The 14764-nt window shown below is 64.6% G+C and carries 14 protein-coding genes; 9 read left to right on the top strand and 5 right to left on the bottom strand.

The window, feature by feature from the left end; translation table 11 throughout:
* The first annotated feature begins 246 nt into the window (after positions 1-246).
* The 7 genes from ACEQXE_RS10180 to ACEQXE_RS10210 all read left to right on the top strand — a co-directional run bounded on the left by ACEQXE_RS10180 (position 247) and on the right by ACEQXE_RS10210 (position 7202).
* Positions 247-1869 (top strand): M23 family metallopeptidase, encoded by a 1623-nt coding sequence (locus ACEQXE_RS10180; protein WP_370179011.1) that lies wholly within the window; start codon positions 247-249, stop codon positions 1867-1869.
* Positions 1870-1911: 42 nt separating this feature from the next.
* Positions 1912-2907 (top strand): porphobilinogen synthase, encoded by a 996-nt coding sequence (hemB, locus tag ACEQXE_RS10185; protein ID WP_370179013.1) that lies wholly within the window; start codon positions 1912-1914, stop codon positions 2905-2907.
* A complete protein-coding gene (locus ACEQXE_RS10190; protein ID WP_370179015.1) occupies positions 2900-3457 on the top strand; it encodes a GNAT family N-acetyltransferase in 558 nt (185 codons plus the stop codon). The genes hemB and ACEQXE_RS10190 overlap by 8 nt, the downstream gene beginning before the upstream one ends.
* Positions 3450-4007: a GNAT family N-acetyltransferase gene (locus ACEQXE_RS10195; protein ID WP_370179017.1), complete on the top strand. Its 558-nt coding sequence runs from the start codon at positions 3450-3452 to the stop codon at positions 4005-4007. The genes ACEQXE_RS10190 and ACEQXE_RS10195 overlap by 8 nt, the downstream gene beginning before the upstream one ends.
* Entirely contained in the window at positions 4004-6208 is a 2205-nt protein-coding gene (locus ACEQXE_RS10200) for a fused MFS/spermidine synthase (protein WP_370179019.1), read from the top strand. The genes ACEQXE_RS10195 and ACEQXE_RS10200 overlap by 4 nt, the downstream gene beginning before the upstream one ends.
* Positions 6208-6789, top strand: coding sequence for a gamma carbonic anhydrase family protein (locus tag ACEQXE_RS10205; RefSeq protein ID WP_370179020.1), 582 nt, complete (start codon positions 6208-6210; stop codon positions 6787-6789). The genes ACEQXE_RS10200 and ACEQXE_RS10205 overlap by 1 nt, the downstream gene beginning before the upstream one ends.
* A gap of 134 nt (positions 6790-6923) precedes the next feature.
* On the top strand, positions 6924-7202 hold the full coding sequence (locus ACEQXE_RS10210) for a DUF167 domain-containing protein (RefSeq protein WP_370179023.1): 279 nt from the start codon (positions 6924-6926) through the stop codon (positions 7200-7202).
* Here ACEQXE_RS10210 and ACEQXE_RS10215 read toward each other — a convergent pair.
* Positions 7199-7840: a YoaK family protein gene (locus tag ACEQXE_RS10215; RefSeq protein WP_370179026.1), complete on the bottom strand. Its 642-nt coding sequence runs from the start codon at positions 7838-7840 to the stop codon at positions 7199-7201. The genes ACEQXE_RS10210 and ACEQXE_RS10215 overlap by 4 nt on opposite strands.
* Before the next feature lie 198 nt (positions 7841-8038).
* On the opposite strand from ACEQXE_RS10215, the gene ACEQXE_RS10220 reads away from it, so the two are divergent.
* Positions 8039-8809, top strand: a complete 771-nt coding sequence (locus ACEQXE_RS10220) for a 2OG-Fe(II) oxygenase (protein WP_370179028.1) — start codon at positions 8039-8041, stop codon at positions 8807-8809.
* Here ACEQXE_RS10220 and ACEQXE_RS10225 read toward each other — a convergent pair.
* Complete coding sequence (locus ACEQXE_RS10225; protein WP_370179031.1) at positions 8806-10398, bottom strand: cisplatin damage response ATP-dependent DNA ligase; 1593 nt, start codon at positions 10396-10398, stop codon at positions 8806-8808. The genes ACEQXE_RS10220 and ACEQXE_RS10225 overlap by 4 nt on opposite strands.
* Positions 10399-10484: 86 nt before the next feature.
* On the opposite strand from ACEQXE_RS10225, the gene ACEQXE_RS10230 reads away from it, so the two are divergent.
* On the top strand, positions 10485-10781 hold the full coding sequence (locus tag ACEQXE_RS10230) for a hypothetical protein (RefSeq protein ID WP_370179034.1): 297 nt from the start codon (positions 10485-10487) through the stop codon (positions 10779-10781).
* 25 nt (positions 10782-10806) lie between these two features.
* Here ACEQXE_RS10230 and ACEQXE_RS10235 read toward each other — a convergent pair whose 3' ends face one another.
* The 3 genes from ACEQXE_RS10235 to ACEQXE_RS10245 all read right to left on the bottom strand — a co-directional run.
* Positions 10807-11838, bottom strand: coding sequence for a ligase-associated DNA damage response exonuclease (locus ACEQXE_RS10235; RefSeq protein ID WP_370179037.1), 1032 nt, complete (start codon positions 11836-11838; stop codon positions 10807-10809).
* A gap of 38 nt (positions 11839-11876) precedes the next feature.
* On the bottom strand, positions 11877-13655 hold the full coding sequence (locus tag ACEQXE_RS10240) for a M1 family metallopeptidase (protein WP_370179040.1): 1779 nt from the start codon (positions 13653-13655) through the stop codon (positions 11877-11879).
* Positions 13656-13726: 71 nt separating this feature from the next.
* A partial coding sequence (locus tag ACEQXE_RS10245; protein ID WP_370179043.1) for an AAA family ATPase occupies positions 13727-14764 on the bottom strand: 1038 nt, incomplete at its 5' end.

The following is a 14764-nucleotide window of genomic DNA, read 5'->3' on the forward strand; positions in this document are numbered from 1 at the left end:
GCCTCATGTGGCAAGCATCCGGCATCGCCGCAACCGCAGGTGCCGCTTCACCGCAGTTTAAGCCCGGATCGTCGATGCTGTTCAGCAAACCTGCGACTGGATTAAACGCCGATTAAGAATGAAGTGGCACACAGACCGCTCAACCGATAAGCGCCGCTGCCCATAAAGCCTGTATGACGAAGGCCGGGATCGCGCGCGGCGAAACGAGACTATCGGAGACGGGACCTGACTTACACCGAGCAGACGGTGGATGCAGCGCTGGAAACCGACAGCGCATCGCCACTGGTTGACCATTTCGAAGACGATACTCCGGCAGAGTTTCGCGCGCCGGTCGGCAAGCCTTCCGGCGGGCGTTTCGCGCGCCTGCGCGCGTTCGCGAAGACGACCCAGGACGCCGCCCGCGCAGGTGCCGCAAAGCTCGAACATGCCGATCTCGCCCCCGACCTTGCAGAGAATATCGGTAGCCTGCGCTGGTTTCGCGGGACTGCCACTTTCCTCTCGCTCACCGCTGTCGCGCTCGCCTTCTGGCCGGATTTCTCGCCCGTCGAGGCGGCGCCCGCACTGCGCCTGACCGATCAGGCGCGCGACGAGTTTCGCAGCCAGACGATCCAGCCGCTCGCGCTGGGGGGCGATACCGGCAATCGCATGGCCGCGAGTGCGCTGGTCCGCCCGCTGGCCAATGCGCCCGAACGCCCGCAACTGGACATGACCGCCACCTTCGGTCGCAGCGACAGCCTTGCGCGCGTGCTTTCGCGCCAGGGTGTCGGCGCTGCCGACGCGGCTCGCGCTGCCGAACTTGTGGCTCAGGCCATTGCGCTCGACGAGATCGAGCCGGGCACGCAGATCGACGTTACCCTTGGCCGTCGTTCGGAAACTGGCGCGCAGCGTCCGCTAGATGAAATGCGCTTTCGCGCCCGGTTCGACCTGTCGCTGGCAGTGTCGCGCGACGCGAACGGAAATCTCGCCTTGATCCGCGAACCGATCGAGGTCGACGAAACGCCATTGCGCGTGCGCGGTACCGTCGGCAGCAGCCTCTACCGGTCGGCTCGCGCAGCGGGTGCGCCTGCCAGCGCCATCCAGTCCTACCTCAAGGCGCTGGGAGACCACGAGGATCTCGATCGGGCAATCCAGCCCGGCGACACCTTCGACATGATTGTTTCCTATCGCCGTGCGGCGACCGGCGAACGTCAGGCCGGGCGCCTGCTGTTTGCCGGGGTCGAGCGGGAGGATGGCAAGCCGATCCAGCTGATGCGCTGGGGCGATGACGGGCAGTTCTTCGAAGCTTCGGGCATGGGCGAACAGCGTTCGGGCCTGCTCGCTCCTGTGCCCGGGCCCATCGGATCGCGCTACGGCATGCGTCGCCACCCGATCCTGCGTTACAAGCGGATGCACGCGGGCGTCGATTACCGCGCGCGCTATGGCACGCCGATCGTCGCTGTCGCGGATGGCCGCGTTACCTCGGCAGGACGCGCAGGCGGCTGCGGCAATGCGGTGCGCATCCAGCACGAGGGCAATCTCGCGACACGCGCATGCCACATGAGCCGGATGGCCGTTTCGCGCGGACAATATGTGAAGCGCGGACAGGTTATCGGGTACGTGGGATCGACCGGGCTTTCGACCGGCCCGCACCTGCATTTCGAGATGTATCGCGGTGGCCGCCATGTCGACCCGCTGAGCGTGCGCTATGTCAAGCGCGCAGCCTTGAGCGGCGCCGATCTGCAGCGCTTCCGGGCGACGCTCGATGCCTTGAAAAATGTCGATGCTGGCGCCGCCTTGGAAGACATGAATCCAACGAGGCCGGTAGTGGAAGAGCCCGTACGAGAGATCGACCGGGTGGCTCTCGTCGCGCGGCACCGCCGCGGCGGCTAATTTGCTTGCGAGGGCCGTGGCCATGCGCCACACCTCGCCTCCATGCATCCCAGCTTTCCCTCCACGCGGCTGCGCCGGACGCGTACGCATGACTGGAGCCGCCGGCTCCATCGCGAGAATGTCCTTGCTCCGGCCGACCTGATCTGGCCCCTGTTCGTGATCGATGGCGAGGGGGCTGAACAGCCCGTCGCCAGCCTTCCGGGCGTCAGCCGATGGTCGGTCGATCTTTTGCTGGAACGGGTCGGCGAAGCGATCGAGCTGGGCATTCCCTGTATCGCCCTGTTCCCCAACACGCCCGCCGACCGGCGCAGCGATGCGGCGGAAGAGGCGTGGAGTCCCGACAATCTCACCTGCCGTGCGGTTCGCGCGATCCGGGAGCGATACGGTGACGCGATCGGGATCATGTGCGACGTCGCGCTCGATCCCTATACCAGCCACGGGCACGACGGATTGCTGGACGATAGCGGCTACGTCGCCAACGACATCACGCTGGATGCGCTGGTCAGGCAGGCGCTCAACCAGGCGCAGGCCGGAGCCGATATCATCGCTCCGTCGGATATGATGGACGGGCGCGTCGGCGCCATTCGACAGGCGCTGGAAGAGGGCGGGCACGCCAATGTCCAGATCATGAGCTACGCGGCCAAATATGCTTCGGCCTTCTATGGCCCATTCCGCGATGCGGTGGGATCGGGCGACCGGCTGAAGGGCGACAAGCGCACTTACCAGCTCGACCCCGCCAACAGCGACGAGGCCATGCGCGAGATTGCAATGGATATCGCAGAAGGCGCGGACAGCGTGATGGTGAAGCCGGGCCTCGCCTATCTCGACATTATACGCATGGCCCACGACCGATTCGATGTGCCAGTGTTCGCCTACCAGGTCAGCGGCGAATTTGCCTTGGTCGAGGCGGGAGTCGCGGCAGGCGTAGGCGATCGCGAGGCGCTGGTCATGGAAAAGCTGCTGGCGTTCAAGCGCGCCGGGTGCGCCGGTATCCTGACTTACTATGCGCCCTTTGCCGCGCGCGTCCTGCATGGCTGAATTTCGCCACGAAACGGCGCGCCTGATCCTGCGCGACTGGCGCCAGGAGGATTGGCCGCTGTTCTGGGAGGCGACCAATACGCCTGCGGTCATGCGTTGGCTGGGCGGGGTCGCGGACGATGCCCAGCGGGAGGCGGCGCAGGAACGTCTGCTGTCCTACAAGCGCGATCATGGCCATACTTTCTGGGCGCTGGAGCGTAAGTCCGACGGCGCAATCCTCGGCTTTTGCGGCTTGAAACGATGCAACCAGCAAGGCGGGCCGCTCGGGACGATGGAGGTCGGCTGGCGCTTGCGCGAAGATGCGTGGGGGCAGGGATACGCCAGGGAGGCAGCTATCGCCTCGCTCGATCTCGCATTCGAACGGTTTGGCGCGGACGAGATTGTCGCGTTGACCGTCGCGCGCAACGAGGCAAGCTGGGGGCTGATGCGGCGGCTTGGCATGAGGCGCCGCGAGGACCTCGACTTCCCGAACGCGGACTTCGACCCCGAAGACCCCACCATCATTGTCTATTCGATTGACTCAGAGGCATGGCACGCCCGCAATGACTGATCCGATCCTCCAGACCGACCGGCTGCTGCTGCGTCCGCTCCAGCCCGGCGATGCCGAACTGCAATTCCGCATGCTCAACTCGCCTGCGATCATGGAGCATCTTGGCGGGCCGATGGAGCTGGACGTCATCGCCCAGAAGCATGCGAAGGCGATGGACCTGTACGAGCGCGAAGGGTTCAGCTTCCTGTTCGTGATCGAGCGGGAGACGGGGGAACTGGTCGGCCATTGCGGGTTGAAGCGCGTCGATCATGAGAATGCGAAGAACCAGGGCGATTTCGAGATCGGCTGGATCATACGCGACGACCGCTGGCGGCGCGGATATGCAAGGGAAGCGGTCTCAGCCGTCCTCGAATGGGCTTTCCTCACCCATGATGCGCCGCATGTCGTCGCGCTTACCTCTGGCCGAAACCAGGCCAGCTGGCGCCTGATGGAGAAGCTCGGCATGGAACGGCGCGAGGATCTGGATTTCGACGACCCGCGCTTTTCTCCCGAAGACAATCCCACAATCCTCTATTCGATCACGCGCGAGGCGTGGGACAGCCAGCGGTGAGCATTCCGGCACGCCCGCTATTCGTGGCGACAATCCTGCTGGGCAGCTTCCTGCTGTTCCTTGTCCAGCCGCTGGTTGCCCGGCTGGCGCTGCCCCAGCTGGGCGGCGCGCCCAACGTCTGGAACAGCGCGATGTTGGTCTACCAGGCGTTGCTGCTGGGCGGATATGCCTATGCGCACCTGCTGTCGCGACTAGCGTTTCGCCGGCAGGCGCTGGTCCATCTCGCACTGATGGCGCTGGCGCTCCTGTTCCTGCCTATCGCGCTGGCAGAGGTTCCGCGCCCGAGCGGGTACGAGGTGTTCTGGGTCCCGCTGCTGCTGGTTGCGACGATCGGCGCACCCTTCTTCGTGGTCGCGGCGCAGGCCCCGTTGATCCAGCGCTGGTACGCCGCCGATCCCGATGCGGGCGACCCCTACTGGCTATACGCAGCATCGAATGTTGGCAGCTTCGCCGGACTACTAAGCTACCCGCTGCTGCTCGAACCCAACCTGCCACTGGCCGGTCAGAGCACTCTGTGGGCGGCGGGTTACGGCGTGCTGATCGCCTGCATGGCGCTGCTCGCATGGAGCCGCTGGCGCGCGCCCGATGCCGTTGCCGAGACGGTCAACAATGCTGCCAGTGACGAGCCCATCGGATGGCGCCGCATTGCTTTCTGGCTCGCGCTGTCTGCCGTGCCTTCGGGCCTGATGCTGTCCACGACGACGCATCTCACTACGGACATTGTCGCGATGCCGCTGCTGTGGGTCCTGCCACTGGGGCTATACCTCCTGAGTTTCGTGTTTGCGTTCAACGCGCACAGTGCGCTGGGCTTCACGCTTGCGCGAACGGCGCCCACGATCCTGCTGCTGGCAGGCGCGATGGCGATGGTCAGCCGCGGTGCGGACGGATTCTCGGTCGCGCTGGCAGCGGTCCTGATGCTGTTCGTGGTGGCGACGGCGCTGCACCGCCGCCTCTATGCCGACCGGCCGAGCCCTGCGCGCCTGACGCTGTTCTATCTCGTGATGAGCGCGGGCGGGGCGCTGGGCGGGCTGTTTGCTGCGATTATCGCTCCATTGGTTTTCGACTGGGTGTGGGAGCATCCGCTGCTGGTGCTCGCTGCCGGGGCCCTGCTACCACAAAACCCGTTGATCCCGTGGATGGAGCGGCTCGGCCTCGATGCGCGGGGCAGGCTGTTCGCGCGGCTGGCGCTGGTGGCCGGCGCCGTAGCGCTGGGCGTGTGGATGGATGCCGCGCTCGACAATGCGCAGGACCTGACCGTGCATGCCCTTCTGATCGCGATTGCCGCCCTCGGCGTGCTCGCCCTCGGCAGCCGGTGGACCTTCCTGGCAATCCTCCTGGTCCTGATGCTGGCACGCGGAGGGTGGACCACGATAGAGGACAGCGCCGACGGCATCCGGGATCGCAGCTATTTCGGCGTGTACACCGTCCGCGACTATGCCGACCCGCCGACCCGCACGCTCCTCCACGGGACGACGATCCACGGCCGCCAGTACCTCGAGCCCGGCCGCAGCCGTGCGCCGACCAGCTATTACGGGCCGACCTCGGGCGTCGGGCTGGCGCTTTCGGCAGCAGGCGACATCTACGGCGAGGATGCCGATATCGGGCTGATCGGGCTCGGCACCGGCACGCTCGCCTGCTATCGCGAACCGGGGCAGGACTACAGCTTCTACGAAATCGACCGGACGGTGGTCGGCTACTCGGAAACGGGCGTATTCTCCTATCTGAAGGATTGCGCGCCGGACGCGCAAATCCACATGGGCGATGCGCGGCTGGTGCTGGAATCCGAACCCGCGCAGCAATACGACATCCTGGCAGTGGACGCCTTCAGTTCGGATGCGATCCCGCTCCACCTGCTGACCCGCGAAGCGATGCACACCTATGGCCGCGCGCTGAAGCCGGACGGGCTGATGCTGATCCATATCTCCAACCGCTATGTCGACCTGCGACCGGTGATCGCAGCACATGCGATGGAGAATGGATGGATCGGGCTGATGCGCGACGACCCGGCAGACCCCGAAAACGGTGTATCGGCCAGCTTCTGGATCGCGATATCGAGCGACGGGGTGCCGATGGCCAAGCTGCTCCAGGCCTATCCCGAGGTGGACTGGGTGGAGCTGGGCAGGCCGCATCGCCCTGTGTGGACCGACGATTTCGCTTCGATCCTTCCCCTGTTAGCCTGGGACACGATTCTCGGAGAGTAATGATGACGAAATTCGATCCAGCTGCACGCCCCGGAGTGCGCCTGATCCCGATCCACGGCAAGACGCCGCAGATTCACGAGACCGCATTCATCGCGCCGGGTACGGTCATCGTGGGCGATGTCACCATCGGGGCAGGCAGTTCCATCTGGTACAACTGCGTGCTGCGCGCCGATGTCAGCCGCATCGTGATCGGGGAGCGGACCAATGTGCAGGATGGCAGCGTGCTGCATTGCGACGGCCCTTCGCCGCAATATCCCGACGGCTGCCCGCTGACGATCGGCGACGACGTGCTGATCGGCCACATGGCGATGGTGCATGGCTGCACGATCCACGATCGCGGCTTCGTGGGACTGGGTGCCATCGCGATGAACAATGCGGTGATTGCCAGCGAGGCCATGCTGGCGGCGGGCGCCATGTTGACCGAGAACAAGGCGATGGGAGAGCGTGAGTTGTGGGCTGGGCGTCCGGCGAAGAAGCTGCGCGATCTCAACGATGCGGCGGTTGCGGGCATGCAACTGGGCGTGGCGCATTATGCCGAAAACGCGAAGCACCATGCGCAGGCCGTGGCGGAGAACGAGTGAGGCCTGACACACCTGACACAGTGTCTAAAGGCGAAAAACCACCCGGTCCTGAAACGGTATGAGAGGGTGCGAGACGACGATGCGAAAGAGCGCCTTTGCCATGCCACGGCACGTCATCTGTAGGACAGGACCAAATGGCTCGCGCCAAGCCTGACCTCCCCGATGCCAAGGCCTTGCACGCATTCGTGACCGGCGACGAGCTGCGCGTGCGCGTAACACCGGGCGCGCGGACCGAATCGCTCATTATCGTTGATGGCGGCGTACAGGTGAAAGTGCGCGCCAAGCCGCAGGACGGGGCCGCCAATACCGCGGTCGAAGCGCTTGTAGCCAAGGCCCTCGGCATTCCGAAATCGCGTTGCACATTGTTGCGCGGCGCAACTTCGCGCGAGAAAGTGCTGCGCGTTTCGCTTTAGGCCCGGCGGTCGACCATGCGCATGCTGGCAGCGCAAAGGCTCAACGCGATGGCGCTTGCGAGCCATAGCGACGCCGCGCCCCAGCCGAGACCGACAAAGGCTCCGCACACGGCGCCGGCCAGCAGGCTGGCCCACAATAGCGCGAAGGGTAGCGGATTGGCGCTCCGGTCTCCTCCGATCCGGTCGGCGAGCAATTGCCCCGTTCGCACCAGTGCCCCGGTCATATAGGTGAGCCCCACAGGATTCTTGCGATTGGCGCTCAGCACAGTGTTGAGCGCGCCCATCGCCATCACCAGCAGGCCGAGCGACATCTCGCTCAGGTCGAAAATCCGGGCGAGCGCGGCGCAGATCAGCGCTCCGGCGACGAGACCGGTGACGACAGGCTTGCGCCTGGCAGGCCAGCGATCGCCCAGCATCGTTCCTATGGTCACGCCGATCACGAACCCGGCGATCAGCAGCGCGGGCACTGCGACGCGCGCCATCCCGCCCGCGAGATCGCGCGCCAGCAGCGTGGTATTCCCGGTCATGAAGGATACGAAATAGCCGTCGAGCTGGAGAAAGCCGGTGACGTCGACAAATCCGGCGAGCGCGGCGACGGCATAGGCGAAGCGGCGCTGTGTGGGAGAGAAGCGTTGCATGGCCTGTCGTTATAAAACGGTGCGGGCAAGGTGAAGCGCCCAGTCGCGCTTTGCGCGGATCGCAGTGTCAGCCGCAGATCGGATGGCGCACATCGCGCACCGCCGGAAAATGGTGCCGCGCCATCACTCTACGCCCTTGCCATCCCTGCCTGGAATGTAATGTTGAAAAATCAATAAGCTAATCCGCAAGGGACTAACGTGATTATCTCAGACCATGTCCGCGAGGCTTTGACTGAATTCGGAGGGCAGGCTCCGTTCGATCACGTCGTGATCGACAACTTTCTTGTCGATGAATGGGCAGAAAAGCTGGAAGCAGAATTTCCGGCTTTCGATGATCCCCTCTGGCATCAATACAGCAATGCCATCAAGGTAAAGAAGGTATGTAATCTGTGGAACCTGTTCCCCAAGCATACTTACCAGGCCTTCAGCTGGCTCCACTCGACTGAGTTCATGGCCCTGCTGTCGCAGCAGCTTTCCATACCCGGCCTCACTCCGGACCCGGGCCTGCATGGCGGCGGATGGCACATCCACAGCCGTGACGGGAGACTAAACACCCACCTGGACTACAGTACCCATCCCAAGCTTGGCATGCAGCGCAAGCTCAACCTCATCGTCTATCTCAACAGTAAGTGGCAGGATTCCTGGGGCGGGCATCTGGGGCTGTGGCAGCAGAAGCCCGACAGGAAAGCGCCCGGTAAGCTGGTGAAGGAGATTGTACCGCGCTTCAATCGGGCGGTGCTGTTCGATACCACGCAAGACAGCTGGCATGGCCTGCTGCCGCCCCTCGTCTGCCCGGAAGACGAAACGCGTCGATCGCTGGCGGTCTACTATCTCGTTCCGGCTCCGGAGGGCACAGATCCGCGAGGGAAAGCGCTGTTCGCGCCGACTGACGAACAGCAAGGGGACGAGGAAGTCCTGCAACTCATCGAGGCTCGGGCGAAGGTGAAAACGGCCGGGAGAGAGGACTAGTCGCGGATGAGGGCGCGTAGACTCTCGATCCGGTCTGCCTCGTGCGGCGGCTTGTCCCAGCGGATGCGGTGGATGCGCGGAAAGCGCATGGCGAGGCCGCTCTTGTGGCGCTTGCTGGCATGGACGGAATCGAACGCGACTTCCAACACCAGGCTCTTATCGGTCTCGCGCACCGGGCCGAAGCGGTTGACCGTATTCTGGCGCACATGCCGGTCGATCTTCTTGAGTTCCGCATCGGTGAAGCCCGAATAGGCCTTGCCTACCGGCAGCAGTTCGGCGCCGGCATCCGGGTCTCCATCCCAGCAGCCGAAGGTGTAGTCCGAATAGAAGCTGGAACGTTTGCCGCTGCCGCGCTGCGCATACATCAGCACGCAATCGATCAGCAGCGGGTCGCGCTTCCATTTGTACCATAGGCCAGTCCTGCGGCCCGGCACGTAGGGGCTGTCGCGAAGCTTGAGCATCAGCCCTTCGATGGCATCGTCGCGCGCGCCTTCGCGGATCTGCGCCAGATGCTCGAAATCGCGCGCCTCGACGATCTGGCTGAGGTCGAAGCGCTCGGCTGGCAGGCGTGCCATCAGCTTTTCGAGGATGGCGCGCCGTTCGCTCCACGGCTTGTTGCGCAGGTTCTCGCCATCGAGCGAGAGCACATCGTAGACGCGCACGAAGGCGGGGCTTTCGGCCAGCATCTTCTTGCTGACGGTCTTGCGGCCGAGCCGCTGCTGGAGTGCATTGAAACTGGCCGCGCCGCCCGCTTCACCGCCCTGCGTGTTACCTTGGACCAGCAGTTCGCCATCGAGGATCGCGGGGAAGTCCAGCGCGGGCAGCATTTCGGGGAACGTGTGCGAGATGTCGTCGCCCCCGCGCGAATAGACTCGGGTCTCTCCGCCAGCATTGACCAACTGCACGCGAATACCGTCCCACTTCCATTCGGCGACATAATCGTCGAGGCTGACGACCAGGTCTTCCAGTGGGTGTGCGAGCATGAACGGCTTGAACAGCGGCACGTCGGTGAGGTCGGGCGGGTCCGCACCCTCGGCGGCCCAGGCGAAGAGTTCGGGGTAGGGCGGCGTGAGGCCGTGCCAGTATTCCTCCACATCCTCGACCGGCACATCGAAGGCCTGCGCAAAGGCGACCTTGGCGAGCCGCGCCGACACACCGATCCGCATGGCGCCGGTGGCGAGCTTCAGCAGCGCATAGCGGCCCGACACGTCGAGCCGGTCGAGCAGTTCGGGCAGCTCTGTCAGCACCGATTTGCGCGTCATGCTGCGCAGCAGGTCGACCGTTTCGCTTACGCTGGGGGGCGAAGGCGGCGCTTCGGGAGCGGGCCATAACAGGCTGGCGGTCTCTGCCGTGTCGCCCACGAAATCGCGGCTTAGCGTCCACAGGACGGGGTCGACGCGGTCTTTCAGGATATTGCGGATGGTGGAGGATTTGACGGCTGGGAAGTCGAGCCCGTCGCTTAGCGCGGCGAGCGCCCAGCCGCGGTCGGGATCGGGCGTGGAGCGCAGGTATTCACCGATCAGCCGCAGTTTTTCGTTCCGGCTGCGCGTATAGACCAGCGCGTCGATCAGGCGGGCGAAATCATGCATTAGTCGATGCGCGCTTGCGTATGGTGGGATGTGTGCAATTGTCCGCGCCGACACCAAGAGTGCACCAATCGACGGGAGATATTGCCATGAAGACTGCCCTGCTTGCCCTGCCGCTGCTGTTTGCGCCCGTTGCCGCGCTGGCGATGGACGACCATGCCGATCATGCGGCGCAGGCGCTGACGATCGAGAGCCCGATCGAAGCGCTGATGGCCGATGATGCCGCGCGCGCAGTCGTGCTCGAGCAGCTGCCCGGCCTCGATGAGCATCCCGCCTACGGCCAGTTCAAGTCGATGAGCCTGAAGGCGGTCCAGCCGTTCTCCCAGGGCGCGATCACCGAAGACGCGCTGACGAAGATCGCCGAAGGTCTTGCCGCGATAGGCTGACGGCCAATGCGAGGGTGGGGAGACGCTAGTCATCCTCATCCTCGTAACCAACCATGGCGAGCGCACGGGCGGGGCGCTGGTGCAGCTGGCACCAGCGAAGCAGCGCTTCCTCGCGCCCGTGGGTGATCCAGGTTTCCTGCGGGTTCACCTGCCGAATCGTGTCGGTCAGCTCCCCCCAGTCGGCATGGTCGGAAATCACCAGCGGCAGTTCCACATTGCGCTGGCGGGCGCGCTGGCGCACGCGCATCCAGCCTGACGCCATGGCGGTGATCGGATCGGGCAGGCGGCGACTCCAGCGATCATTCAGGGCCGATGGCGGGCTGACAATCACGTGCCCGCGCATCTCGTCCTTCGTGGCGTCGGCGACCAGCCGCAGCTCGCCCAGGTCGACACCGTGATCCTCGTATAACCGGCACATGCGCTCCATCGCGCCGTGGAGGTAGATCGGGTCCGTATGGCCCGCAGCGCGCAATTCCGCGATCACCCGCTGCGCCTTGCCCAGCGCATAGGCGCCCACCAGCACGCATGCATCGGGATACGCGGCCAGCCGCTCGGTCAGCTTGGCGATTTCGCCTTCGATGGGCGGGTGGGTGAACAGCGGCAGGCCGAAGGTCGCTTCGGTGATGAAGATGTCGCATGGCGTCACTTCGAAGGGCGGGCAGGTCGGGTCCGGGCGGCGCTTGTAATCGCCGGTGACGACGATCCGCTCGCCCGCATGCTCCAGCAATATCTGCGCGCTGCCGAGCACGTGGCCCGCGGGGACATAGGTTGCCGTCACGCCGCCGGATAGCGCGATGCTTTCCCCGTACTGCACCGGTACTGCCTTGTGCGGGATTTCGCCCGCGTCGTCCGCCGCCCCGGTGCGGTAGCGCAGTTCCATGATCGCCAAGGTCTCAGGCGTGGCAATGGTGCGCCCGTGGCCGCCGCGCGCATGGTCTGCATGGCCGTGAGTGACGAGCGCGCAATCGACGGCACGCGATGGATCGACCCACGCATCGGCGGGCACCACGTGGATGCCGTGCGGGTAGGGCTGGATCCAGGAGAAAGGCGCGCTCACTCCGGGAAGAACCGGCCTGCGCGCCAGTCGGTTCCGGCCTAGTCGTCCCCGGCGGTCTCTGCCTCCGCTTCGGCCTTCGCTGCTGCTTCTGCCTTGGCCTTCTCGAGCGCTTCCTGTTCGGCCACCCATGCCTGCCAGCGTTCGATATGCGGATTGTGGCGCAGCACCTTCGCCATCGGGTCGATCACGTAGTGAGCATCTTCCGATCCCAGGTCCACGGTTGCGCTGCCATCCTCCATGGCGGCGACCATCACTCGGTCGCCCACCTTGATGTCGAGCGGCATGGGAAAGGCCGTGCCGCCATCGGTCTGCCACTGCAGCGCCAGGCTGCTACCGTCCCGCTGCTCGATCAGGCGGGGCAAAGCGGATTGCCGCAGGTAGGCATCGAAGAACCAGCCCAGGTCGCGGCCGCTTTCTTCCTCGGCGATCCTCTCGAAATCGTCCGTACTGGCGAACTGGGGCACGAAGTTGCCGGGCTGTGGATCGATCCGGCCATAAACAAGGCGGCGGATCGCGCGGAAGAAAGCCTCGTCCCCCATGACGCTGCGCAGCGTGTGGGTGATCTGGCTGCCCTTGGAATAGATGTCGCGGCCCCACCCGGCCTCGGCATCGAGATAGTGGGAGAGCGAGATCGGCTCGGCGGGTACCACCGGGCTCTTGCTCAGGACGCCTGCGCGCTGCGACACGATGGCCGCCAGGTAGGCCGCTTCGCCATCGCGCCACTGCTGGAACAGCGGCTGCATGTAGCTGCCGAGCCCTTCGTGCAGCCACATATGGTTGGGCGCGGTGTTGGTCAGCTGGTTGGCGAACCATTCGTGCGCGAATTCATGCTGCGCGAGCCCGTCATACCCCAGCGCAGAGGGCCTGAACTTGGCTCCGTAGGCGTTGATCGTCTGGTGCTCCATGCCGAGATGCGGCGTCTCTGCCAGCCCGACCTTCTCGTCGCCGAAGGGAAAGGGCCCGATCACCTCTTCGAAGAAATCGAGGTAGGTTTTCACCTCCTGCAACAGTGTTTTCGCCTCTTCGCCATTGCCGGGCAGGTGCCAGAAAGCCATCGGGATCGTATTGCCGAACCGGCTTTCGTAACTGTCTTCGACCAGTCCGTAGGGCGCGATATTCAGCGCGATGGCATAGGTATTGGGATTGCGCGTGGTCCAGCGCCACGTGGTCCACCCATCTGCCGTCTCGCTGCCCGCCGATGTCCCGTTGCCCGCCGCGACCAGCCCTTCGGGCACGGTGATGGCGCTGTCGAGCCGCTCGATCTCCTTGGTCGGGTAGTCGATGCAGGGCCAGAACAGGTCGCACCCGTTCATCTGCACCGCGGTGGCGACCCACGGCCTGCCATCCTCGGTCTCGTCCCACACGAAACCACCCTGCCACGGCGCGCGAAGCGCAACATGGGGCTTGCCATTCCAGCTGAGCGAGACCCGGGCGGTTTCGCCGGCCGCAAGCGTCTTGCCAAGCGGGATGGACACCTGACCTGAATCGCTCTCCCACGCGGCAGCCGAACCATCCACGCTTACCGAGGAAATCGTGAAACGCGGATCGAGGTCGACTTCGAACCGGTCGAGCGCCGACAATGCCTCGATCGTGTAAATCGCCTCGCCTTCGATGCTCTTGCTTTCCGGGTCGACCTTCAGCCGCAGGTCGAGATGGGGCAGCGCGGTGGCTTTTTGCGCGGGCGTGAGTGGCAGCCCGCTATCGGCCGTGCGCGCAGCCAGAGGCGCAGGCGTGGCCTTTTCGCCCGTCCCGGTCTGCGCTGCGGCGGGTGCCGCGAGACCAAGGGCCAGAGCGATTGCAAGAACAGAACTGCGCATGAAAAAACCTCCCCGATACGGACCGGGGAGGTTCAATCATATTCGAGCGCCTTGCGCCAGCGATGAAAGGATCAGCCCTCGCTGTCCTTGTCCGCGCTCGCCTGTGCGCCATCGCCATCGGCCTTCTTCTTCGGTGCGGCTTTCTTGCGCCCGGAGCCCTTCTTCGCTTTCGGCGGAGCGGGGGTGAGTTCGAAGTGCGGCTTGCCATTCTTGAGGCTGACATTGACTTCGCCACCATCGGCCAGCTTGCCAAACAGCAGTTCCTCGGCCAGCGGCTGCTTGATCTTCTCCTGGATCAGGCGGCCCATCGGGCGCGCGCCGTACAACCGATCATAGCCCTTGTCGCCGAGCCATGCCTTGGCCGCATCGTCGAACTGGATGTCGACATTCTGTTCGGCCAGCTGCAGTTCCAGCTGGAGGATGAACTTGTCGACGACGCGGGCAACGGTGCTCTTGCCGAGGTAGCCGAAGGGCACGATCGCATCGAGGCGGTTGCGGAATTCGGGGGTGAACATGCGCTTCACCGCTTCCTCGCTCGCATCTTCCTTCGACACGTCGCCGAAACCGATGCCCTGCTTGGCCATGTCCGACGCGCCCGCATTGGTGGTCATGATGAGCACCACATTACGGAAGTCGACCGTCTTGCCGTGATGGTCGGTCAGGCGGCCGTTATCCATCACCTGCAGCAGGATGTTGAAGAGGTCGGGATGCGCCTTCTCGATTTCGTCGAGCAGCAACACGCAATGCGGGTTCTGGTCGATGGCATCGGTGAGGAGGCCGCCCTGGTCGTATCCGACATAGCCCGGAGGCGCACCGATCAGACGCGAAACGCTGTGACGCTCCATGTATTCGGACATGTCGAAGCGCTTCAGTTCGATGCCCATGATGCTGGCGAGCTGGCGCGCGACTTCGGTCTTGCCGACGCCGGTCGGGCCGGAGAACAGGAACGAGCCGATCGGCTTGTCCGGATCGCGCAGGCCTGCGCGGCTCAGCTTCATCGCGGTCGAGAGGCGATGAATTGCCTCGTCCTGGCCGAAGACGACGTGCTTGAGGTCGCGTTCGAGGTTCTCGAGCGCCTTCTTGTCGTCCTTGCTGACCGATTTCGGAGG

Origin of the sequence: Alteriqipengyuania sp., assembly GCF_964222115.1 — a bacterium.
Classification (GTDB): domain Bacteria; phylum Pseudomonadota; class Alphaproteobacteria; order Sphingomonadales; family Sphingomonadaceae; genus Alteriqipengyuania.

What these genes read in the sequence shown, in the direction of transcription:
- ACEQXE_RS10190 (WP_370179015.1), top strand. Translation starts at nt 2,900, where the DNA reads ATGGCTGAATTTCGCCACGAAACGGCGCGCCTGATCCTGCGCGACTGG.
- ACEQXE_RS10215 (WP_370179026.1), bottom strand. Translation starts at nt 7,840, where the DNA reads ATGCAACGCTTCTCTCCCACACAGCGCCGCTTCGCCTATGCCGTCGCC.
- ACEQXE_RS10195 (WP_370179017.1), top strand. Translation starts at nt 3,450, where the DNA reads ATGACTGATCCGATCCTCCAGACCGACCGGCTGCTGCTGCGTCCGCTC.
- ACEQXE_RS10240 (WP_370179040.1), bottom strand. Translation starts at nt 13,655, where the DNA reads ATGCGCAGTTCTGTTCTTGCAATCGCTCTGGCCCTTGGTCTCGCGGCA.
- ACEQXE_RS10225 (WP_370179031.1), bottom strand. Translation starts at nt 10,398, where the DNA reads ATGCATGATTTCGCCCGCCTGATCGACGCGCTGGTCTATACGCGCAGC.
- ACEQXE_RS10210 (WP_370179023.1), top strand. Translation starts at nt 6,924, where the DNA reads ATGGCTCGCGCCAAGCCTGACCTCCCCGATGCCAAGGCCTTGCACGCA.
- hemB (WP_370179013.1), top strand. Translation starts at nt 1,912, where the DNA reads ATGCATCCCAGCTTTCCCTCCACGCGGCTGCGCCGGACGCGTACGCAT.
- ACEQXE_RS10230 (WP_370179034.1), top strand. Translation starts at nt 10,485, where the DNA reads ATGAAGACTGCCCTGCTTGCCCTGCCGCTGCTGTTTGCGCCCGTTGCC.
- ACEQXE_RS10205 (WP_370179020.1), top strand. Translation starts at nt 6,208, where the DNA reads ATGATGACGAAATTCGATCCAGCTGCACGCCCCGGAGTGCGCCTGATC.